This window comes from Janthinobacterium kumbetense, assembly GCF_023703445.1.
Taxonomy (GTDB): Bacteria; Pseudomonadota; Gammaproteobacteria; order Burkholderiales; family Burkholderiaceae_D; genus Janthinobacterium; species Janthinobacterium kumbetense.
In genome coordinates, this window is sequence record NZ_JAMQGR010000006.1 from 219,784 (window position 1) to 241,710 (window position 21,927).

Genomic DNA, 21,927 nt, shown 5'->3' on the forward strand with positions numbered 1-21,927 from the left:
CCAGGCTTTTTGCATGGCAGAGCGCCATTTACCAGCTATAGCCGGCCTTGGCGTAGTAATAGCGGCCGTTGAAGCCGTTCGGCGCGAAGCCGCTGTACGGCTGGGTGCCGCCATTGTTGAAGTTGCCCACGCTGGTGACCTGGTCAGGATAGCGGTTGGTGACGTTGTCGATACCTGCCACCAAGCGCCAGTTCTTGCCCAGTTTCACGGAACCGGATACGTCCAGCACCCATTGCGGATCGTAATGCTGGTCTTGCAGGACATTGTTTTGCGGCACGATGAAACTGCCGTAGCGCGTTACGACGCCATGTGCATTCCAGATGCCGACGCTGTAGTCGGCGGCCAGGCTGAACTTGTCCTTCGGCGAGCCGACGGTGGCGCGCTGGATGGTCTGGCGGTCGATCAGTTTCAGGTCGTTGGCCGTCAGGATGGCCGGATTGTCCGCCAGTTTCTGTACCGAGGTCTTGTTGTGGTTGTAGGCCACGGTCAAGTCCAGGCGGTCCTTGTCCTGCAAGTCGATGCGGTAGGTACTGACGATGTCCACGCCTTCCGTGCGCGTATCGACGGCGTTGGTGAAATAGCGTCCTGCACCCACCGGCGTGCCTTGCGCGGCGAGGATGTTTTTCAAAGTAGTGCTGAGTATCAGATTGGAGGAAAACAGGATGCGGTCATCGATGTCGATGCGGTAGGCGTCGATCGTCGTCGTGAAGTTGCGCGTGGGCTGGAATTGCAGGCCCAGGCTGTAGTTGCGGGCTTTCTCCGCTTTCAGGTTTTGTGCGCCCAGTGCGCGCGCCTGCGGCGTGTTGACGGCAAAGGTGCCCGTTTCGATGGCCGTATTCGTGCCATTGATGACCTGGAAGTTGGTGGTGGTGATGGTGTAGTACTGCTGCGCCAGCGATGGCGCGCGGAAGCCGCTCGACACGGTGCCGCGCAGGGACAGGGCGTCCGTGAAGGCATAGCGGGCCGAACCCTTGGCCGAGGTGGTGCTGCCGAAATCGCTGTAGCGCTCATGGCGCAGGGCCACGCCGCCGGACAGTTTTTTCGTCGCTTCCGCTTCCAGGTTGACGTAGATCGATTCATTGTGGCGGCTGTGGCTACCCGCATTTTCGGGACGGAAGCCGGCAAAGCCCTGCGAACCGGTACCGGTATACGATGCTTGCTCGCCAGCGCCGATCGTGTATTTTTCATGGCGCGCTTCGGCGCCCACGGCCACCGTCAGCGGCCCCGTAAAGTAAGCGACGGGAAATTCGCGCGCCGCGTCGAGATTCAGGACGGTCTGTTCATTTTTCAGCGAGCCCACATAGAAGTGCGTGGGGCTGGCGGCAGCCAGGTCGAAATTGACGGTATTGTCGAGATCCAGCTTGAATTTGTTGCTGCCGTAATTCAGGCTGGCATCCCAGCGCCAGCCGGCCGCTTCGCCGCGCAAGCCTGTCACCAGCGACTGGTCGGTCAGGGTGCTGTTCTGGATCGGCAGGAAGCCTTCGGGGAAGATCGACGAGCGCGTGACGTATTGTCCATTTTTGTCCTTCACCAGGCCTGCGCGCCAGGTGGCGCCGGCCGAGGTGTCGCGCTGGCCGTAGCCGCCGAAGGCATACCAGTCGAGGTTGTCGCCAAGATGGTATTCGCTGTTGATGAAGACGGTAGCCGGTTTGCTCTCGGCATCGCCGTAGCGCAGGTTGACCTTGCCGTAGCGCGGTTCCAGCGGGTTGCTGAAATCGCGGCCGGCGCGGTTGGTGGGACCGCGATCGGCCACTTCCGCCGAGACGCGCACCCAGCCGTCGTCGCCCAGGGCGAAGCCGGCCGAACCCTTGATGGATTTCTGCTTGCCGTCGCGTTCCTGCGTCTGGCCATAGCCCACTTCGATGTCGCCGCCGGCCGCGCCTTTTTTCAGAATGATGTTGATCACGCCGGCGATCGCATCGGAACCGTACTGGGCCGCCGCGCCATCGCGCAGCACTTCCACGTGGTCGATGGCGGCCAGGGGGATGGCGTTCAGGTCGACAGGCGCCGAGCCGCGGCCCAGGGTGCCGTTGACGTTGACGACGGCCGACGTGTAGCGGCGCTTGCCGTTCACCAGCACCAGGGTCTGGTCGGGCGACAGGCCGCGCAGCTGGGCAGGGCGCACGGCGTCGCTGCCATCGGCACCCGTCGGACGGGGGAAGTTCATCGATGGCAGCAGGCGCGCCAGCACGGTGGCCAGTTCGGCCGAGCCCGTGCTTTGCAGGTCGCGCGAGGTGAGGATGTCGATCGGCGATTCGGAATCGATGGTGCGGCGGTTCTTGGCGAAGGTGCCGGTGACAACCACCGATTGCAATTCGCCTTCGGCCGGCAGCTCTTGCTGCGCTTGCGCCTGCATGGGCAGGCTGAAGCAGGCGATCAGGCTGGCGGCGATAACGGTTTTCACGGGCAGGGCGGGAAGCTGGGAGCGGGCGTTGCTTGAACTCATCGACGATATCTCTTCGGTTGGTGGTTACGCGGACCATGGCGGTCCGACGATGAAATCAGATTAACAGTGGGCACGTGGCGTGCTTACGAATCGTTCTGTCTATCGATATGCAATAAATATCTGAAACACGTCAACATGGCGCGAGTAGCGCATATGGCCTCGTTTCCAGCATACGGCCGGGCAAGGCAAGGCCGCAATGCTGCACAGCAGTAAATTGCCAGCTGTTGTATAAATACGACTATTGCGAGGAGAGGGGGGGAGCCTGGCGGCGGCATGCGCCGCCAGACGCAGGGCGGTTACTGCCCCGGATTGGGCGCACTGGCGTGGATGGCGTCGACGGCCGCCACCAGTTCCGGCGACAGGGTGACTTGATGGGCGTCGATATTTTGCTGCAACTGCTCCACGCTGGTGGCGCCGATGATGGTCGAGGCCACGAACCAGCGCGTGTAGCACCAGGCCAGCGCCAGCTGCGCCGGCGTCAAGCCGTGCGCGCGGGCCAGCGCCGCATACCGGCCGGCGGCCGCGATGGTGGCGGGGCGCACGTAGCGGGGGCTCCAGCCGGCCGGAAAGCGCGTCAGGCGGCCCTTGGCTTGCGGATCGTCGAGGTATTTCGCCGTCAGCTGGCCGAACGCCAGCGGGCTGTAGGCCAGCAAGCTGACATTTTCCCGGTGGCAGGTTTCGTCGAGCAAACTCGTCTCGAAATGGCGCGCCGTCAGGTTGTACAGGTTCTGGATGGAGGCGATGCGCGGCAAGCCCTTCAGTTCCGCCTGCTTGATGTATTCGCACACGCCCCACGACGATTCGTTCGACACGCCGATGTGGCCGATCTTGCCTTCCTCGACCAGCTTGCCCAGCACGGCCAGCGTGTCTTCGATGGCGACGCAAGCGTGCTCCTTGCGCGGGTTGTACACGCTGGCACCGAAGATGGGCAGGTTGCGGCTGGGCCAGTGCAATTGATACAGGTCAATGTGCTCCGTCTGCAGCCGGCGCAAGCTGTCTTCGACGGCGGCGCGGATGTTGACCGCGTCGTGGTCCGTCTTGCCCTTGCGTATCCAGTGCATGCGCGAATTCGGCCCGGCCACCTTGCTGGCCAGCACGATGCTGCCGCGCTTGCCGCTTTTCTTCAGCCAGCTGCCGATATGGCGCTCGGTGCTGCCCTGCGTTTGCGCGCTGGCCATCACCGGATACATCTCGGCCGTGTCGATGAAGTTGATGCCCCGTTCCAGCGCGTAATCGAGCTGGCTGTGCGCTTCGGCTTCCGTGTTCTGTTCGCCGAAGGTCATCGTGCCCAGGCAGATCCTGCTGACTTCCAGGCTGCTGGTACCCAGCGTGATCTTTTCCATGCGCTGTCCTTAGCGGGCCTGCTTGCCGTGCAGCGCGCGCGCGCAATCCTTGATCAGCGCGGGGCCGGCGTAAATCAGGCCGCTGTACAGCTGCACCAGCTGCGCGCCCGCCTCGAACTTGGCCACGGCGTCGCTGCCCTGCATGATGCCGCCCACGCCGATGATGGGCAGCGCGTCGCCCAGTTCCGCCTTCAGCAGGCGGATGACATTGTTCGACAGCTCGAACACGGGCGCGCCCGACAGGCCGCCCGCTTCCGCGCCGTGCGGCATGCCTTCGACGGCGCTGCGCGACAGGGTCGTGTTGGTGGCGATGACGCCGTCGATCTGGTGGCGCGTGAGCGACTCGGCGATGCTTTTCACCTGTTCGCCATCCATGTCCGGCGCGATTTTCAGGGCTAGCGGCACGTAGCGTTTGTGCTTGTCCGCCAGGCGCGCCTGGGCATCTTTGAGCTGCGACAGCAGGGCGTCGAGTTCCGACGCGCCCTGCAGCTGGCGCAAATTCTTGGTGTTCGGCGAGGAGATGTTCACCGTCACATAGCTGGCGTAGGGGTAGACTTTTTCCAGGCACAGCAGGTAGTCGTCGGCCGCGCGCTCGATGGGCGTGTCGGCGTTCTTGCCGATGTTCAGGCCCAGCACGCCGGCGCGGTTCTGGTAGAACTTCGACGCCTGCACGTTGGCGACAAACGCATCCACGCCGCCATTGTTAAAGCCCATGCGGTTGATGATGCCCTGCGCCTGCGGCAGGCGGAACATGCGCGGTTTCGGATTGCCCGCCTGCGCGCGCGGCGTGACGGTACCCACTTCGATGGAGCCAAAACCCAGGTCGGCCAGCGCGTCGATGTAGGCGCCGTCCTTGTCCAGGCCGGCGGCCAGGCCGACCGGGTTCGGGAAGGTGATGCCCATCACCGTGCGCGGGTCCGCCGCCGGTTTGCCGGCCAGCTTCGTCAGGCCCAGCGCGCTGGCGCGTTTCAGGGCGGGCAGAGTGAGATGGTGGGCCGCTTCGGCATCCATCGAAAACAGCAAGGGGCGGGCGAGGGAGTACAGGAATTTTTCAGACATGGGGCGCTTTGAGTAGGTATGCGGGCTGCCGGGAAGGGCTGGCGGCGCGCGAAATAAGTGGCGTATTTTACCGTGTTCCACGCGGCTGCCGGGTGTATAGTTCTTGTTGGTCAAATGCAATATTGATCCATTGATAATTCGCATTCGGCCGTGGACTTTCCTGTTTCTTCTCTGTTCTGTTGACTTCATAAGCGAGACATCGATTGAAAAAGACACGCATCCTGACCGCCATCGCGGCCGCCAGCGCACTGCTGCTGAGCCACCCGGCCCTGGCACTGCCCAATACGCAAGACACCCGCATGCTGAGCGAACCGGCCGTCTCCAGCCGCCACATCGCCTTCATCTATGCGGGCGACGTATGGCTGTCGAACCTGGACGGCGGCGGCGCGCGGCGCCTCACCTCGGACCTGGGCGACAAGTCGAATCCCGTGTTTTCGCCCGACGGCAGCCTGATCGCGTATAGCGCGAACATCGACGGCAATGTCGACGTGTATGTGATCGCGGCCGCCGGCGGCGTGCCGCGCCGCCTGACCTTCCACCCGGGTGTTGATCTGGCGCAATCGTTCACCCCCGATGGCCAGTCCGTGATGTTCACCTCGCCCCGCGCCGCCTTCAACAACCGCTTCCAGAAGCTGTTCACGGTGCCGGTGGCGGGCGGCGTGGAAACCCAGCTGGAGATCCCCAACGCCTCGCGCGCCACGTATTCGCCCGACGGCAAGCGCATCGCGTACAACCCGCTGGCGCCCGCCTTCAAGCAGTGGAAGCGCTACCGGGGCGGCACCAATTCCTGGCTGTGGCTGTTTTCATCCAGCGATAAATCGATTGAAAAAATCCCCCAGCCGACGACGCGCTCGAACGACGTCGATCCCATGTGGATCAAGGATACCGTGTACTTCCGCTCGGACCGCAACGGCGAATTCAACCTGTTTGCCTACGACGTCAAGACGAAAGCCGTGCGCCAGTTGACGCAGCACAAGGATTTCCCCGTGCTGAACGCGTCGGCGGCGAACGGCACCATCGTCTACGAGCAGGCCGGTTATCTCCACTCGCTCGACATCGCCAGCGGCCAGGCGCACAAGCTGGCCATCGCCGTGGCCAGCGACCTGGGGCAGGCGCGCCCCCGCTGGGTCAAGAACGCGAAATACATCCGCGACGCGTCGATTTCGCCGTCGGGCGCGCGCATCGCCTTCGAATACCGGGGCGAGATCGTCACCATCCCCGCCGACAAGGGCGACGTGCGCAACCTGACGCAGACGGCCGGCGCCCACGAGCGCACGCCGATCTGGTCGCCCGATGGCCGCTCGGTCGCGTATTTCTCGGACGAGTCGGGAGAATATGAACTGCATGTGCGCTCGCAGGACGGCAAGGGCGCCGTGAAAAAGCTCAAGCTCAATGGCAGCGGTTTCTATGACAACGCCGTCTGGTCGCCCGACAGCCGGAAGATCGCGTTTGCCGACAATGGCTGGAGCATGTACGTGATCGATGTCGGCAACGGCAAGGTGCAAAAAATCGCCACGGAGCCCATGTATGGCGTCGACAAGAGCATGCGCGCCTCGTGGGCGCCCGATTCGCGCTGGCTGGCCTATACGCTCAATTCACCCACCTACACGCGCAGCGCCTACATCTATTCCGTCGAGCAGAACAAGTCGATGCCCGTGACCGACGGCTTGTCCGACGTGGCCCAGCCCGTGTTCGACAAGAGCGGCAAATACCTGTACTTCTTCGCTTCGACGAATGCTGGCCCCAGCAACAACTGGTTCTCGCAGCAGAACGAAGACAACCTGGTGACGCGCACCGTGTGGATGGCCGTGCTGCGGCGCGACCTGCCGTCGCCCCTGATCAAGGAAAGCGACGAGGAAAAGGCGGCCGGCGCGGAGAGTAAAAAAGACACGGTGAAGGGGGAAGCGGAAGCGAAGAGCGAGCCGAAGGTCGATCCGAAGACGGGGCGCGACGACCCGAAAGTGGCCGTAGCCCCCGTGGCGCCGATCCACATCGATTTCGACGGCATCGCCACGCGCATCGTCGACTTGCCGCTGCCGGCCGCGCAATTCTCCAGCCTGACGGCTGGCGCCGCGGGGCAAATCTTTTTGCTGCGCGAAAGCGACGGCAAGAAGGCCGTGCAGCGCTTCGATCTGAAGGAGCGCAAGGCGGAAACCGTGGTGGCGGAAGCCGATGATTTCGAAGTCTCGGCCGACGGCAAGAAACTGCTGTACCGCCAGAAGGACAATTGGGCCATGGGGTCGGCCACGGGCAAGCTGCTGGCGCCGGGCGAAGGCAAGATCAAGGTCGACGCCATCGAAGTGAAGGCCGATCCGCGCGCCGAATGGACGCAGATTTTCAACGAGGTGTGGCGCATCAACCGTGATTACTTTTATGACCCGGGCATGCATGGCGTGGACTGGAAGGCCATGCGCGACAAGTACGCCGTGTTCCTGCCCGAGCTGTCCAGCCGCGCGGACTTGAACCGGTTGATACAGTGGATGTGCAGCGAACTGGCCGTGGGCCACCACCGGGGCGGCGGCGGCGACGACTTTATTGAGGCAAAGAAAGTGCCGGGGGGCTTGCTGGGCGCCGATTATGAAGTGCGCGACGGCCATTACCGCTTCAAGAAGGTGTATGGCGGCTTGAACTGGAATCCGGCCCTGCGCGCGCCGCTGACGGAGCCGGGCCTGAACGTCAAGGCGGGCGAATACCTGCTGGCCGTCGACAGCCGTCCTTTGCTGCCGCCGACGAATATCTACAGCGCCTTCGAGAACACGGCCGGCAAGGCCATCGACCTGACCGTGGGACCGTCGGCCGACGGCAAGGGCGCGCGCACGATCACCGTGGTGCCCGTTCCGACCGAGGATGCCTTGCGCAACCGCGACTGGATCGAAGGCAATATGCGCAAGGTCAATGCGGCCACGGGCGGCAAGGTGGCGTATGTGTACGTGCCGAATACGGCGGGGCTGGGCCACACCTACTTCAAGCGCTACTTCTTCCCGCAAGCGGACAAGCAGGCCATCATCGTCGACGAGCGTTTCAACGGCGGCGGCAGCGTGGCCGATTACTACATCGAGATCCTGCAGAAGAAGGAAATCGCCTGGTGGACCATGCGCTACGGCGCCGACATGAAGACGCCGTCCGCGTCGATCCAGGGGCCGCGCGCCATGCTGATCGACGAGACGGCCGGTTCGGGCGGCGACCTGCTGCCGTGGATGTTCCGCAAAAACAACATGGGCCCGCTGATCGGCAAGGCGACGTGGGGCGGCCTGGTGGGCGTACTGGGCTTCCCCGTGCTGATGGACGGCGGCTTCATCACGGCGCCGAACCTGGCGTTCTGGACGCGCGAGAATGGCTGGGGCGTGGAAAATGAAGGCGTGCCGCCCGATATCGACGTCGAGCAAACGCCGGCCGACGTCATCGCCGGGCGCGATCCGCAGCTGGAAAAGGCGATCGAGGTGATTCAGGCCGAACTGGCGAAGAGTCCGCCCGTGCAGCCCAAGCGTCCTGCGTTTCCGGACAAGAGCAGGTAAGCCGGTACGGCAGGCATGAAAAAAGGGGCGCGAGCCCCTTTTTTTACAGGATGACCCACTGCCCCTTGATGCGCGCTTCCAGCGGCTTGAAGTTGATTTTATATGCCATCTTCGGGCTTTGCTTTATCCAGTAGCCCAGGTAGATGTAGGGCAGGCCCAGTTCGCGCGCCTGGGCGATTTGCCACAGCACGTTGTAGGTGCCGTAGGAGGCGCCCGGCACGTCCGGATCGAAAAAGGTGTAGACGGACGACAGGCCGTCGGCCAGCACGTCGATGATGCTGACCATGCGCAGGATGCCCTCGGCATCGCGGAATTCCACCAGGCGCGTGTTGACCCGGCTTTGCAGCAGGAATTGCGCATACTGGTCGCGGCTGTCCTGGTCCATGCCGCCGCCCGCGTGGCGCGTGCTCTGGTAGCGCAGGTACAGCTCGTAGTGCTCGTCGAGGAAGGACAGGGTGGCCACGCCCGCCTGCAGGTCGGCGTGGCGGCTCCAGGCGCGGCGCTGGTTGCGGTTCGGGGTGAACTCGCCCGTCACGACGCGCACGGGTATGCAGGCCTGGCAGCCATCGCAATACGGGCGGTAAGTAAAAATGCCGCTGCGGCGAAAGCCGTTGCGCACCAGTTCCGAATACACGTCGCTGTTGATCAGGTGCGAGGGCGTGGCCACCTGCGAGCGGGCCTGGCGGTCGTCCAGGTAGCTGCACGGGTAGGGCGCCGTCGTGTAGAACTGCAGGGTGGCAAACGGTAGTTCGTTCAGGTGCGTCATGCTGATCCTGTCTGGTCTGTCCGCGGCAATGGAAGTCTGCGTGGAGATATCATAGCTTTTTTATGCCGGCGGTGCAGCCTGCCAATCCGTGATTTGCGCTGCTTCAATGGCGACGCGCACATGGGCCAGGAAGCGCGCGCGCGAAATGGGCGCCGCGCCCAGCGACGCCAGGTGTCTTGTTTCTTGCTGGCAGTCAATCATGGCCACGCCGCGGTCCTTCAGGAAGCGCACGAGGTGCGCCAGCGCGATCTTCGAGCCATCCGTCACGCGCGCGAACATCGACTCGCCATAGAACATGCGCCCGATCGACACGCCATACGCGCCGCCCACCAGTTCCCCGTCCAGCCACAGTTCCGACGAGTGCGCGTAGCCCAGCTTGTGCAAGCCCGTGTAGCCGGCGATGATTTCATCGGAAATCCACGTGCCCGGGCCATCCTTGCGCGGCGCGGCGCAGGCGCGCATGACGGCGTCGAAATCGCCGTCGAAACGCAGCTGCCAGCGCCCGTCCGTGGCGGCGCTGCGTTCGACCTTGCGGATCGCCTTGGCCAGGCTGTCGGAGACCTTGAAATGCTCCGTCATCAGCACCATGCGCGGATCGGTGCTCCACCACAAAATAGGCTGGCCTTCGGAAAACCAGGGGAAGATGCCGCGCCGGTAGGCGTCGAGCAGGCGCGCGGGCGACAGGTCGGCGCCGGCCGCCAGCAGGCCGGGCGCCTCGTCGGTCAGGGCGCGCGAGACGTCGGGGAACGGGGTGTGGATGTCGAGCCAGGGAATCATGCGGCGTCAAAGGTGGCAGGTGAGGGGAGCTTATTCTGCATCCGTGCGCGCCATCGGGCGCGTGATGTCGCCCGTATGGACGCCGTAGCTGCCGCCTTCGCGGATTTTCACGCGGTCGGCAAAGAACAGTTCCAGGGTGGCGCGGATGGTGGGGAAGGCCAGGTCGTCCCAGGGAATCTGCGCTTCCGTAAACAGCTGCACGTCCAGGCTTTCGATGCCCGGCGCGAAATCGAGGTCGCGCAGGCGGGCCAGGTAGAACAGGTGCACCTGGTGCACGCGCTGCACGTTCAGCAGCGAAAACAGGGGCCCCAGTTCGATATTGGCGCCCGCTTCCTCCACCGTTTCGCGCTCGGCCGCATCCGACGTCGTTTCATCGTTTTCCATGAAGCCGGCCGGCAGGGTCCAGTAGCCCAGGCGCGGCTCGATGGCCCGCTTGCACAGCAAGACCTGCAACTGGCCATCCTCTTCCCAGACGGGAATCGAGCCGACCACCATTTTCGGGTTCTGGTAATGGATGGCGTCGCAGTTGGCGCACACATAGCGCGGGCGGTTGTCGCCTTCCGGGATGGACAGGCTGACAGGATGGGCGCATTCGGAGCAGAATTTCATGGGCGGGCTTAGGAAAGGAATGATGTCTAGTGTAACGCTTACTGTACACCGCTTACTGTACACCGATTGCGTGCGGCGTGGCGTGACGGGCGGACACAATGCCAACCGGCAATTGGCGAAGCTGCTTGACGTACTTTGGAACGCATTTTTAATAAAATGGCTCTATTGCAGTCTAAGTTGAGATAGCTATTGCCTAAGCCACCTGTTTGCCCTTATAATTCTTGTGCGGGGTGGAGCAGTCTGGCAGCTCGTCGGGCTCATAACCCGAAGGTCACAGGTTCAAATCCTGTCCCCGCAACCAATACCGGAAAGCCGCTGATTCTTGCAAAAGATCGGCGGCTTTTTTCATTTCCGCCTGGCGCACCCCATCATCTGCCTATCGGCAATCTTCGCGAGGCGGGGGGCGCATGCAATTGTCAAATCTTGCCCTTTACGCCTCGCAACAATCTGGTATATAATTCTGCTGCGGGGTGGAGCAGTCTGGCAGCTCGTCGGGCTCATAACCCGAAGGTCACAGGTTCAAATCCTGTCCCCGCAACCAATTCGAAGCCGCTGATTCCTCGCAAGAGGGTCAGCGGTTTTTTCGTTGTGCGGCGGTGTTTACTCTGGCAGCTGGCGCGCATACACGACCAGCCGCAGGTGGCGGTCCGCATCGATGGTCAGCGAGGTGTGCTCATACGCGATGCCTTCGCCGTCGACGTCCAGGCAGCGCACGCCGGCACATGGCGCATGCACGTCGTGGCGGCGCCACCACAGCTTGAATTCGGGCGAGACTTTTTCCAGTTCGTCCACCAGCGCATGGATGTCCGCTTCCTGCGTGGCGCGCGCATAGTCGCGGCGAAAGCTCGACAGCATCAGCGGCGCCTGCTCTTCCCAGCCGATGAAGCGCGAGCGCAGCAGCGGATCGGTAAACAAGAGCCACAGCAGATTGCGCCGCGCCGGCACATGCGCGCCGAAGCCGAACAGGGCGTCCGCGCCCGCATTGAACGCCAGCACGTCCCAGCGCAAATTGAGCACATACGCGGGATGCGCCAGTTCGTGCATCAGGCGGCGCACCGGCGGCGGCACCACGCAAAACGTCTTGCCTTCTTCGGCCGGCGGACGCGCATGCGCGAGCAGGAACAGGTGGCGGCGTTCGCCCGCGTCCAGTTTCAGCACTTCGGCCAGCTTGTCGAGAAAGGCGCTGGATACGCCGATGTCGCGCCCCTGCTCCAGCCAGGTGTACCAGGTCAGTCCCACGCCGGCCAGCGCCGCCACTTCTTCGCGGCGCAAGCCCGGCGTCCTGCGCCGCCCGCCGCCGGGCAAGCCTACGTCTTCCGGCGACAGGCGCGCGCGGCGCGCCTGCAGGTAGGCGGCCAGTTCGTGGCGGGTGCGGGCCAAAGTGCGCATGATGCTGCCTTTCCGGTAAGCCTGTTGCTATCAGTAATAGCATAAACAGTTAAATTGTAATTGTTTATATTGTATTCCAGAATGCCTGCTTTCTTCCCGAAGGCTTGCCCATGTCCGACTATTCTTCTCACGCCAGTACTGGCACTTCCGCCGCCGTGCTGCCCGCCACCGTCTACCTGATCGCCGTGGGCGCGTTCGCGCTGGGCATGGCTTCGTATGTGACGGCAGGCTTGATGCCGATGATCGCCGGCGCGTTTTCCGTTTCCCTGGCGATGGCGGCGCAACTGGTGACGGCGTTTACCCTGGCCTATGGCCTCGGCTCGCCGCTGATGGTGGCCTTGCTGCCGGCGCGCGCGCAGCGCTCCGGCCTTTTGGTCGCCCTGGGCGTGTTCGTGCTGGCGAACGGGGCCAGCGCGCTGGCGCCCGGTTTCAGCGGTTTGCTGGCATGGCGCGCCATCGCCGGCATCGGTGCGGGCGTGTATCTGGCGCTGGGCATCGCGGCGGCGGCCGGCGTGTCGGCGCCGCAGCAGCGGGGCAAGGCCATCGGCGCGATCATGGGCGGCATGGCGGGCGGCACGGTGCTGGGCGTGCCTTTGAGTTTGCTGCTGGCGCAGCAGCTGGGCTGGACCGCGGCCCTGTGGCTGGTGGCGCTTCTCGGTGCGCTGGCGCTGGCGGGCTTGCTGTGGAAGCTGCCCGCGCTGCCTGCCGCATCGTCCGCGCCGGCCATCTCGCTGCGCCGCAAGCTGGCCTTGCTGGCCGACGGGCAGGTGCTGGCCATCCTGCTCGTGTCGCTGCTGGCGGCCATCGCCAGCCTGGGCATGTACACCTTCATTGCGCCGCTGCTGGCGTGGTCGGCGCAGGGCGCAGCGATCTCCGCCACGCCCTTCCTGTGGGCCTGGGGCGTGGGGGGGATCGTTGGCAGCATGCTGGTCGGGCCATGGGCGGACAAGGTGGCGGCGCCGAAACTGACCTGGCTCATCTTGCTGCTGCTGGCGCTGGCCTTGGGCGCGCTGCCGCTGGCGGCCGGCTGGTCGGCCTGGCTGATGCTGGCGCCTATCGTGCTGTGGGGCGCGGCCGGCTGGGCCCTGCAAGTGCCGCAAAACCAGCAACTGCTGGCCGTGCGTGCGCGCCAGGGCGACGGCAACCTGGCCATCGCCCTCAACGAATCGGCGCTGTACCTGGGCAGCGCCGTCGGCGCGGCCACGGGCGGGGTGCTGCTCCTGCTGGACTGGCCCATGTGGCTGCTGGCGGCCGGCGCCGCCCTGGTCGCCGCCGCCGCCTTGCTGCTGCAGTTGCCGGCGGCGCGGCGCGGCTAGGCTTTCTTCGCCAGTTGCATGCCCACGGGCAGGGCGCGGATGCGCTTGCCCGTGGCGGCGAAGATGGCGTTGCACAGGGCGGGCGCGATGGGCGGCGTGGCCGGCTCGCCCACGCCGCCCAGCTCCATCTCCAGGGTGCCCGGCACCAGGTGCGTGTGGATCACGCGAGGCGCGTCGGCCGCGCGCAGCACGGCGTAGTCGTGGAAATTGCTTTGCTCGACCCGGCCATTTTTAAAGCTGATTTCGCCGCTCATGGCCAGTGACAGGCCCATGATGCAGGCGCCCTCGATCTGCGAGCGCACGCGGTCCGGGTTGATCTGCGGGCCGCAATCCATGGCGATGTCGACCCTGGGCACGATGACTTCGCCGGCCGCATTGATCTCCACCTCGATCACGGCCGCCACATAGGTGACGAAACTGTAGGACACGGCCAGGCCCAGCCCCCGTCCCTTGGGCAGCTTGCGGCCCCAGCCCGCCTTGGCCGTCGCCAGCTCGATCACGTGGCGCATGCGGCTGATGTCGACCGGATACTTCGCCGGATCTTCGCCATAGTTCCAGCCGTCGGACAGGTCGGCCGGGTTGATCTTGCGCGCGGGGCCCAGGAGCGCCAGCAGGTAGTCGCGGTGGTCCTTCTTCGCCGCGTGCGCCAGTTCGGCCGTGAACGACTGGATGGCGAAGGCGTGCGGGATGTTCGACACGGAACGGAACCAGCCGATGCGCGTGTGGGCCGGCACTTCGGGCACTTCGACGCGGATGTTCGCAATGGCGAACGGCACGTTGATGGCCGACATGCCCAGTTCGAACGGCGCCTGCTTGTTCGCGCCGGCGGCAAAGGTCGACGTGATGGTGGGCGCGGCCGTGCGGTGCAGCCAGGCCGTCGGCATGCCTTTCGCATCGAGCGACGCTTCCAGCCGTTCGACCGATACCGTGTGCAGGTAGTCGTGCTGCAGGTCGTCGTCGCGCGTCCACGTCAGCTTGACGGGCGCGCCATCCATGGCTTTCGACAGCAGCGCCGCCTCGACGGCGAAATCGGGTTTCGATTTGCGCCCGAAGCCGCCGCCGAGCAGGGTCACGTGGACGGTCACGTCGTCATACGTCAGGCCCAGGGCCTTGGCCACGTTGCTGCGTGTCGCCTGCGGCGCCTGCACGCAGGCCCACACTTCGGCCTTGCCGTTGGCGATGCGCACGGTGGCGGCGGGCGGCTCCATGGTGGCGTGGGCCAGGTGGGGCAGATAGTATTCGGCGCTGAATTTCCGCGCGGCGGGAGCCGCGGCCAGCGTCGTCACCGTCTTGCCCTGGTCGCGCGCCGGACTGGCCGGCTGGCGCACGGCCGCTTCCAGCGTCTTGCGGAAGGCTTTCGAATCGTAGCCGCCGTTCGGACCGTCGTCCCATTCCAGCACCAGTGCTTCGCGGCCCTTGATGGCGGCCCAGGTGTTGCTGGCGATGACGGCCACGCCGCCCAGCGGATTGAACATGGCCGGCGGCGGGCTGCCCGCCAGTTCGACGATGCGCAGCACGCCCGGCACTTTCAGGGCCGCCGTCCTGTCCACGCTTTTCAGCTTGCCGCCGAAGACGGGCGGACGGGCGATGACGGCATACGCCATGCCATCGAGGCGCGTGTCGATGCCGAAGTGGGTGTTGCCCGTGACGATGTCGTGCAAGTCGATGCCGCGCGTGCTGGTTTGCCCGATGTAGCGCAGCTCGCCCGCCGTTTTCAGGCTGATGCGCGCGCGTGGCGGCACGGGCAACTTGGCCGCGTCTTCGGCCAGCGCCCCGAAGGACAGCGAGCGTCCGCTGGCCGCATGCACGACCGCGTGATTGACGGCTTTGACTTCGGTGACAGGTACGTCCCAGCGCACGGCGGCCGCCGTTTCCAGCATCAGGCGCGCCGTGGCGCCCACGTGGCGCATGGCGCGGAACGAGTGGCGCATGCTGCGCGAACCGTCCGTATCCTGGCTGCCGTAGCGCGCTTCGTCGGCGGGCGCCTGCTGCACGCGCACCTGCGCCCAGTCGGCGCCCAGTTCGTCGGCCGCCACCATGGGCAGGCTGGTGCGGATGCCCTGGCCCATTTCGGAGCGGTGCGCCACGATGGTGACGATGCCGTCGGCGCCGATCGACAGGAAGACCAGGGTGTCGTCGACCACGCCGCCAGCCATATTGTCGCCGCCGTATTTGACGGCATCGGCCGCCATCACGAGGCCGGAAGGGCCGGCCACCAGGGTCAAACCGGCCAGTGCGCCGGCGGCCTTGAGCCAGTTGCGCCGCGCAGGCGAATGTGCGGCGGCAGTGTCATGGATGCTCATTTGGCCGCTCCTTTTGCGTGGATGCTGCTTGCAGCCTGCTTGATGGCCGCGTGGATGCGCGTGTAGGTGCCGCAGCGGCAGATATTGCCGCTCATCGCTTCGCGGATTTGCTGGTCGCTCGGTCTTGGCGTCTTGTGCAGCAGGGCCGTGGCCGACATGATCTGCCCGGCCTGACAGTAACCGCATTGTGGCACGCCGTGTTCCTGCCAGGCTTGTTGCAGCGCAAGGCCGACCTTGTCTTCGCCCACCGCTTCGATGGTGGTGATCTTCTTGCCGGCGGCGGCCGACATGGGCGTCACGCAGGAGCGGATGGCTTCGCCATCGAGGTGCACGGTGCAGGCGCCGCACAGGGCCATGCCGCAGCCGAATTTGGTGCCGGTCATGCCCAGTTCGTCGCGCAGGGCCCACAGCAGGGGCGTGTCTTCAGGCAGTGCAAGGTCGTGCTGCTTGCCATTGATGGTCAGGGTCGTCATGTGTATTCCTCGGAGTGGGGATGGTGCGGGACAGCGCGACGGCCATCCGCCAGACGGATTAGCTCATCAGTATAGGATGGTAGCACCGGCCGCCCTGCGCTGCAGGAGATGGCGCCGGTGGCATACTGCGGTTTCTGATATCGGAGTTTTCCATGACATACCTCACAACGGCGCCGGGCTTGCCCGACATCCTGGCTCCCGGCTTGCAGGTGGTTTTTTGCGGCCTCAATCCCGGCGTGGATGCGGCGGCGGCCGGCCACCATTTTCTCGGCCGCGGCAACCGCTTCTGGCCCGTGCTGCACCTGGCCGGGTTCACGCCGCACCTGGTGGCGCCGCAGGACGATGCCAGCGTGCTCGGTTTCGGGCTGGGCTTGACGGCGGCCGTCGGGCGCCCGACCAGCCGCGCGGACCAGGTGGGGGCGGACGAATTTGCGCAAGCGGCGGCGGGCCTGCGGTACAAGCTGGCATGGGCGCAGCCGCAGTGGATCGCCTTCCTGGGCAAGGCCGCCTACGCGGCGATGACGGGAAAACGCCAGCTGGCGTGGGGCGAGCAGCCAGAGCGCTTCGGCGGCGCGCGCGTGTGGATCTTGCCCAATCCGAGTGGCCTCAATCGCGGTTATTCGAAGGAGCGGCTGGTCGACGCGTATGCGGAACTCAAGCGCGCGCTGGGCTGATGCCGGGCTGGCGTTCAGCGCACTTGCGCATGGATGGAGGGGCTTAGCGGGCTTGCTCCAGCTGCGCGTACACGGCGTCGGCGATCTTGCCCAGTTCCCGTTTGGGCAGGCTCGCCGAGAGGGCATAACCGAGCTGGCCGTCGATCCAGTAAAACACGCTCAGGTCCTTTTCCTGCGTATAGCGGAAAGCCGTTTCCTGCCTGCCCGTCCGTTCCTTGGCCACGTACAGGGTCAGGCGCTTGCCACCGCCATCTTCGTACATGAATTGCGCCACGGGGCCGTCGCCATCGCCGGGCAGCAAGCGCCCGCCGATCAGCTGGTAGCCGAGCGGCGACAGCGCGGGCGGCCGCAGTTGCGTACCCAGGCGTTTCGACAGCCATTGCACCAGGTGCGCTTCCTGCGCCGCGCCCACTTCGACGGGATGGCGCACTTCGGGCGTGTAGACGGCATGGGCGATGGCGGCGCTGCGCGCCAGGGTCAGGGGGCTGGCGCTGGCGCTCGTGCCGTCGCCGCCGCGCAGCAGCCAGCCACCCGCGCCGCCGGCGATGAGCAGCACGATGGCCGCTGCCGCCTGCATGGCGGGGCGGCGCCAGGCGCCGTTCGCCGCCGCTGGCGATGCCGCCTGCCGCAGGGCCGGCGGCACGGTTTCGTCGAGCACGGGATCGAACAGGGCGCGCAATTGCCGGTTCTGTTCGCGCCACGCATCCACCCTGGCGGCGTCCTCGGGGTGCGCGCGCAGGTGGGCGTCGATGGCCGCGCGCTGCTCCTCGGGCAGGACGCCGTCGGCCAGGGCGTGCAATTGCGCTTCGCTGATGGCTTGCGTTGTCATTTCACGACTTTCAGGGTAGGGGCGCCATGGCTGCCGGCGGGGCGGCCGTCGAGCAGTTCGCGCAGCCGCTCGCGCCCGCGCGACAGCCGCGACATGACGGTGCCGACGGGGATGCCCAGGGTGGACGCCACCTGCTCATACGGCATCTGTTCCAGCGCGACGAGCAGGATGACTTCGCGCTGCCCCAGCGGCAAACGGGCCAGCGCCGCATCCATTTCGCCGATGGCGATGGCCTGCCCTGGCGCGCGCTCCGGCGCGGGCAGCAGGGCGTCGTCGTCGAGTTCCTGCAGCGCCAGGCCGGGGCGGCGCAGTTGATCCACGTGCAGGTTATGCATGATGGAAAACAGCCAGGGCCGCATCTCGCCACCGCGCTGCCACTGGTCGAACTTGCGCCAGGCCCGTTCCACGGTATCCTGCACCAGGTCGTCCGCGTGCGCGGCGCCCGCCAGCGCGCGCGCATAGCGGCGCAGGCCGGGCAGGCAGGCTTGCAGCTGGCGGCTGTCCTCTTGCGTGGTCATCGTGGCGGCGGGATGGCGTGCTTAAGGCTTGACGACGTGCCACACGTTCTTGAAATTGTCGCCGGCCGCGTCGCCCGGTTTCTTGTCTTCCTTGTACAGGTACAGGGGCTTGCCCTTGTAGGTCAGCTGCATGGCGCCGTTGTCTTCGCGCTTGATGCTGCCATACGGGGCGGCGGGCGCCGCTTCGGTGGCGATGACGGCGGGCCAGGCCAGCAGGCAGCCGCCGCTGCAGGCGCTCTTGCCGCTGTCGGCGACATCCTTGTCGAACGCGTACACGGTCATGCCGCTGGCGTTGACCAGCATGCCGTTGGCTGGCATGACGTCGGCGGCAAAGGCCAGCGGGGCGGACAGGGCGGTGCAAAGGGCGGTGGCGGCAAAAGTGGTAAAGCGCATGGTGGTCTCCTTGAGGTTTTGGGGGCTTGCAAGGGATAGACGCGTGCCGCCCGCCGTTTATTCCCCGGCAGGCAAAATATTTTTTTCCGGCGCGTGCAGGCTGGCCCACAGGTGGGCGGCGGCCATGGTGCGGTGCGGCGCGTACTGGCGCAGCCACTGCTCCGTGCGCGCCATGTCCGGCTTGACCTCTTCGCCGAGCAGCTTTTGCAGGGCGGCGCGGATGGCCACGTCGCCGTGCAGCGAGCAGTCGGCATAGCCGTAGCCGCGCAGCAGCGCGTAATTGACGGTCCACGGGCCGATGCCCTTCACGGCCAGCAGCGCCTGCGAAATGGCCGCCACGTCGCCGGAAGGGGGCAGCTCCAGCGACAGTTCTCCATCGTTGACGAGATGCGCCAGACGCAGCACGGTTTCCGCCTTGGCGCGCGAGAATTTGCGGCTCGTCAAATCCTCGGCGGATAGCCGCGCCACGTCGCGCGCCTCCGGGTAGCACCACAAGCCGCTGCCATGCCGGCGTCCCGCCTGCACGATGAAGGTGCGGCGCAGGGAAATAGCGAACGGCAGGTTGATTTGCTGGCCGATGATGGCCCAGGTCAGCGCCTCGAAGGGGCTGGCCGATTGCACGATGCGCAAGCCCGGATTGACGTGGATCAAGGGCGCCAGCAGCGGGTCGGCGGCGGCCAGTTGCGCGAACGGCTGCGGGTCGATGCGCAGGCCGAGGATGTTCAGCAGGGCGCCGTGCAGCGGCGTTTGCAGGTCGGCGACGGTATCGTCATTGTCGTCGAGGTCTGCCTGGCAAATGGCGGCATCCTGCGTGAACGCCACGTCCAGTACCACGGGGACGCCGGCAAGCAGGATGCCCTTGCGCAGGCCTGTCGGCGTGACTTGTTCCGCCACGGCTTGCGTATCCCGGCTGTGGAAGGCGATGACATCGTCGCGGCGGTAGCCGGCGGGCAGGGGGAGGGTCCAGTGCAGCAGGGTCATGGCGGGCCAAAGTCAGGGAAGGTATCAGGGGGACGATGCTGGCGCATCCCGTTTCTTGCTTTGCAGGCTTCAGCGCACGCAGAGGTCAGGGTTGGGCGGGCTCAAGGCGGCCGCGTGCTGGATCTGCAGCGCGTCGGGCACGCCGTTTTTCACGGCCGTCAGTTCGGCCAGGATGGAAATGGCGATTTCGGCCGGCGTCTTGCTGCCGATGTACAGGCCGATGGGGGCGTGCAGGCGCGCCAGCTGCTCGGTGCTGACGTCGAACTGCAGCAGCCGTTCGCGCCGCTTGGCGTTATTCGCGCGCGAGCCGATGGCGCCCACGTAGAACGCTGGGGATTTCAACGCTTCCATCAGGGCCAGGTCGTCGAGCTTGGGGTCGTGCGTGAGGGCGACGACGGCGCTGCGGCTGTCGAGCTTTAATTCCAGCACGAGGTCGTCCGGCATGGCGTGCAGCAGGGGCACGCCCGGTACGTTCCAGCCGCCCCGGTATTCCTCGCGCGGGTCGCAGACGATGACGTGGTAATCCATGGCCGTGGCGATTTGCGCCACGAAGCGCGACAGCTGGCTGGCGCCGATGATCAGCAAGCGCCAGCGCGGGCCGTGCTGCGTGGTGAGCGCCCCGTCTTCCAGGGCCAGCACGGCGCCCGGCGCGGCGCGCTGCAGGGTGACCGCGCCGCTGCGCAGGTCGAGGCGGCGTTCGACGAGTTCATGGGCTTCCAGGCGCGCCAGCAGTTCGGCCACGCGGCTGCCCGCGTGCAGCGGCTCGATGGCCAGTTCGATGGTGCCGCCGCAGGGCAGGCCGAAGCGGTGCGCCTCGTCGGCGCTGATGCCGTAGCTGACGATTTCGGGCTGCGTGCGCACGATGCCGTGCATGCGCACGGTGTCGATCAAATCATCTTCGATGCAGCCGCCGGAAACGGAACCGACCACCGTGCCATCGTCGCAGATGGCCAGGGTGGCGCCCACGGGACGGGGGCTGGAACCCCAGGTCTTGATGACGGTGACGAGTTCGCAGCGGCGGCCGGCGGCGAGCCAGGCGGCGCTGGTTTTCAGAACTTCAAGGTCGATGCTGTCCATGGCGCGCGCGGGTTACATGCCGCATGTTTGCGGCAAAGTATGGAAAAGTATTCAAGATTGTGGATATACTACCTGTTCCACCACCCTGCGGAGAATTTTCATGTCAAATGAAGTCAAGACGCAAGAAGAGGGTATTCCCAAGTTCGGCAAGCTGCTCATTGTCCTGTTTCTAGCCGTGGTGTTCTGCGGTGCCCTGACTTGGATCATGGGCACCTACTTCCCCAACTTCCCGGGGGCCTGAGCAAACCCTGTTTGATCAGGATTGAGCACAGTGAGCATCGCAGACCGCAAAGCGCGACGCGCAGTAGGTTATGGCAGGCGTTCTAAGGCTTCAGCGGTTTCTTCGCCGCCTGCTTGGCGCGCACGTCGATGACGGCGCGGTTGACGGCGGCCATGCGCGAGTTGGTGCCCGGATGCAGCGCCGTGTAGCCGTTGGCGACTGTGGCCGGTACTTGTGTGGCCAGCCGCTGCCAGAAGCGGGCCGCGTTGTCGACGTTGTAGCCGGCGCGCGCCAGCAGGTAGATGGCCAGCGTGTCGGCTTGCACGTCGAGTTCCTGCGGCATGGCCTTGATGCCGGCGGCGCCCGTCAGCATCGACACGTCGGGCTGCACGGCGCCCAGGCTGTCGATGATGCTGCCGGCCGTCCCTGCCGTGCGCTGGCTGCGCGCGTGGTCGAGGATGTTGTGCGCCATTTCGCGGGCGATGACAAAGGCGATGCCTTCGTCGTTTTGCGCCGCATTGACCATGCCGCGCGTGAGCATGATGCGCGCGCCGTCCGAGTAGGCGTTGATATTGTCCGCATTGCCCAGGGCGACGCGGAAGGCGCAGGCGCGCGTGACGGGAATCTTCAGGTCCTGCTGCTGGCCGTCGCGGGCGATGGTCATGTTCAGGTTCGCGCTTTTCGAGGCCAGCGGGCCGACGATGGCGCCAAACGGGCCTTCCGCCTTCGGGCCGGCCGGCAGCGGCTTGCCTTCGGCGGCCAGCAAGCCGTCGCCCTTGCGCAAGCCGGCGCGCGCGGCGCCGCTGCCCGGCAAGACGCCGGAGACCTGCATCTGTTCGCCGTAGCCGAGGGCCGCCTGCGCCGCGTCGGCATAGATGCCGGGGTAGGAATACTTGTTCTGCGCCGTGAAGCCCAGCAAGTTGCGCGCATACGTCTTGCACAGGTCCGCATTGTTGATCAGCAGGGGCGCCGAGACTTTCGACAGGCGGTCCTGCAGGGCCACCATCTTCACCAGTTCTTCCTGCGCCGCCTTTTGCTGCGCCGTCGGGGCGGGCGCATCGGGCGCCGGCACCACGTTGAACGGGCCGCTGACATGCGTCGCCGGCGTGGTGCAGCCGGCGAGGATGGCCGCACTGGCCAGCAGGAGGGGAGTGGCCAGTTGGCGCAGCGAAGTTGGGGCTGTGATCAGATGGCGGAAACCTGGCATAAACTATTCCTTCTTGTCGCTCCTGACAACAC

The 21,927-nt window shown here is 65.6% G+C and carries 19 protein-coding genes and 2 tRNA genes; 6 read left to right on the top strand and 15 right to left on the bottom strand.

Features of this window, described 5'->3' with window-relative positions; translation table 11 throughout:
• Window positions 1-28: 28 nt before the first annotated feature.
• From NCG91_RS18065 to NCG91_RS18075, 3 genes are all read right to left on the bottom strand, one after another.
• Window positions 29-2,446, bottom strand: coding sequence for a TonB-dependent receptor plug domain-containing protein (locus tag NCG91_RS18065; protein WP_251350681.1), 2,418 nt, complete (start codon window positions 2,444-2,446; stop codon window positions 29-31).
• Between the two features lie 296 nt (window positions 2,447-2,742).
• Window positions 2,743-3,789 carry an aldo/keto reductase gene (locus tag NCG91_RS18070; protein WP_251350682.1) on the bottom strand — a complete coding sequence of 349 codons (1,047 nt, stop codon included), beginning with the start codon at window positions 3,787-3,789 and terminating at the stop codon, window positions 2,743-2,745.
• Between the two features lie 9 nt (window positions 3,790-3,798).
• Window positions 3,799-4,848, bottom strand: coding sequence for a quinone-dependent dihydroorotate dehydrogenase (locus tag NCG91_RS18075; protein ID WP_099666807.1), 1,050 nt, complete (start codon window positions 4,846-4,848; stop codon window positions 3,799-3,801).
• 203 nt (window positions 4,849-5,051) lie between these two features.
• Between NCG91_RS18075 and NCG91_RS18080 the strand changes: the two genes are divergently transcribed.
• Window positions 5,052-8,363 (top strand): S41 family peptidase, encoded by a 3,312-nt coding sequence (locus NCG91_RS18080; RefSeq protein WP_251350683.1) that lies wholly within the window; start codon window positions 5,052-5,054, stop codon window positions 8,361-8,363.
• A gap of 43 nt (window positions 8,364-8,406) precedes the next feature.
• On the opposite strand, the gene NCG91_RS18085 is transcribed toward NCG91_RS18080, so the two are convergent.
• From NCG91_RS18085 to NCG91_RS18095, 3 genes are read right to left on the bottom strand one after another with little or no spacing between them, the layout of a single operon-like run.
• Window positions 8,407-9,129, bottom strand: coding sequence for an arginyltransferase (locus tag NCG91_RS18085; RefSeq protein ID WP_099666809.1), 723 nt, complete (start codon window positions 9,127-9,129; stop codon window positions 8,407-8,409).
• A 60-nt stretch (window positions 9,130-9,189) separates the two neighbouring features.
• Window positions 9,190-9,906, bottom strand: coding sequence for a leucyl/phenylalanyl-tRNA--protein transferase (gene aat / locus NCG91_RS18090; protein ID WP_251350684.1), 717 nt, complete (start codon window positions 9,904-9,906; stop codon window positions 9,190-9,192).
• Window positions 9,907-9,936: 30 nt separating this feature from the next.
• Window positions 9,937-10,515, bottom strand: a complete 579-nt coding sequence (locus NCG91_RS18095) for an NUDIX hydrolase (RefSeq protein ID WP_099666811.1) — start codon at window positions 10,513-10,515, stop codon at window positions 9,937-9,939.
• Window positions 10,516-10,739: 224 nt separating this feature from the next.
• Between NCG91_RS18095 and NCG91_RS18100 the strand changes: the two genes are divergently transcribed.
• Window positions 10,740-10,816, top strand: a tRNA-Met gene (locus NCG91_RS18100).
• Between the two features lie 163 nt (window positions 10,817-10,979).
• A tRNA-Met gene (locus NCG91_RS18105) sits at window positions 10,980-11,056 on the top strand.
• Between the two features lie 59 nt (window positions 11,057-11,115).
• On the opposite strand, the gene NCG91_RS18110 is transcribed toward NCG91_RS18105, so the two are convergent.
• Window positions 11,116-11,904 carry a helix-turn-helix transcriptional regulator gene (locus NCG91_RS18110; RefSeq protein ID WP_251350685.1) on the bottom strand — a complete coding sequence of 263 codons (789 nt, stop codon included), beginning with the start codon at window positions 11,902-11,904 and terminating at the stop codon, window positions 11,116-11,118.
• A gap of 110 nt (window positions 11,905-12,014) precedes the next feature.
• On the opposite strand from NCG91_RS18110, the gene NCG91_RS18115 reads away from it, so the two are divergent.
• The gene (locus tag NCG91_RS18115; RefSeq protein ID WP_251350686.1) at window positions 12,015-13,220 is read left to right on the top strand and encodes an MFS transporter; all 1,206 of its coding nucleotides are present in this window, start codon (window positions 12,015-12,017) and stop codon (window positions 13,218-13,220) included.
• On the opposite strand, the gene NCG91_RS18120 is transcribed toward NCG91_RS18115, so the two are convergent.
• Both NCG91_RS18120 and NCG91_RS18125 read right to left on the bottom strand, forming a co-directional pair.
• The gene (locus NCG91_RS18120) at window positions 13,217-15,523 is read right to left on the bottom strand and encodes a xanthine dehydrogenase family protein molybdopterin-binding subunit (protein ID WP_251350687.1); all 2,307 of its coding nucleotides are present in this window, start codon (window positions 15,521-15,523) and stop codon (window positions 13,217-13,219) included. The genes NCG91_RS18115 and NCG91_RS18120 overlap by 4 nt on opposite strands.
• Window positions 15,520-15,996, bottom strand: a complete 477-nt coding sequence (locus NCG91_RS18125) for a (2Fe-2S)-binding protein (RefSeq protein ID WP_251350688.1) — start codon at window positions 15,994-15,996, stop codon at window positions 15,520-15,522. Before NCG91_RS18125 ends, NCG91_RS18120 begins: the two co-directional genes overlap by 4 nt.
• 152 nt (window positions 15,997-16,148) lie before the next feature.
• Here NCG91_RS18125 and mug point away from each other — a divergent pair, with 152 nt between their 5' ends.
• Window positions 16,149-16,670 carry a G/U mismatch-specific DNA glycosylase gene (gene mug / locus NCG91_RS18130; protein ID WP_251350689.1) on the top strand — a complete coding sequence of 174 codons (522 nt, stop codon included), beginning with the start codon at window positions 16,149-16,151 and terminating at the stop codon, window positions 16,668-16,670.
• 43 nt (window positions 16,671-16,713) lie between these two features.
• Here the strand turns inward: mug and NCG91_RS18135 are convergent, their stop codons facing one another.
• The 5 genes from NCG91_RS18135 to NCG91_RS18155 form a co-directional block, all read right to left on the bottom strand.
• On the bottom strand, window positions 16,714-17,499 hold the full coding sequence (locus NCG91_RS18135) for an anti-sigma factor family protein (RefSeq protein ID WP_251350690.1): 786 nt from the start codon (window positions 17,497-17,499) through the stop codon (window positions 16,714-16,716).
• Window positions 17,496-18,017: an RNA polymerase sigma factor gene (locus tag NCG91_RS18140; RefSeq protein ID WP_099666818.1), complete on the bottom strand. Its 522-nt coding sequence runs from the start codon at window positions 18,015-18,017 to the stop codon at window positions 17,496-17,498. Before NCG91_RS18140 ends, NCG91_RS18135 begins: the two co-directional genes overlap by 4 nt.
• Window positions 18,018-18,038: 21 nt before the next feature.
• Window positions 18,039-18,410 (bottom strand): COG4315 family predicted lipoprotein, encoded by a 372-nt coding sequence (locus NCG91_RS18145; protein ID WP_251350691.1) that lies wholly within the window; start codon window positions 18,408-18,410, stop codon window positions 18,039-18,041.
• 57 nt (window positions 18,411-18,467) lie between these two features.
• Entirely contained in the window at window positions 18,468-19,391 is a 924-nt protein-coding gene (locus NCG91_RS18150) for a DNA-3-methyladenine glycosylase family protein (RefSeq protein ID WP_251350692.1), read from the bottom strand.
• Between the two features lie 69 nt (window positions 19,392-19,460).
• Window positions 19,461-20,468: an XdhC family protein gene (locus NCG91_RS18155; RefSeq protein WP_251350693.1), complete on the bottom strand. Its 1,008-nt coding sequence runs from the start codon at window positions 20,466-20,468 to the stop codon at window positions 19,461-19,463.
• Window positions 20,469-20,568: 100 nt separating this feature from the next.
• Between NCG91_RS18155 and NCG91_RS18160 the strand changes: the two genes are divergently transcribed.
• A complete protein-coding gene (locus NCG91_RS18160; protein ID WP_162835767.1) occupies window positions 20,569-20,709 on the top strand; it encodes a hypothetical protein in 141 nt (46 codons plus the stop codon).
• Window positions 20,710-20,791: 82 nt separating this feature from the next.
• Here NCG91_RS18160 and NCG91_RS18165 read toward each other — a convergent pair whose 3' ends face one another.
• Window positions 20,792-21,895, bottom strand: coding sequence for a M48 family metallopeptidase (locus NCG91_RS18165; protein WP_251350694.1), 1,104 nt, complete (start codon window positions 21,893-21,895; stop codon window positions 20,792-20,794).
• Window positions 21,896-21,927 lie beyond the last annotated feature (32 nt).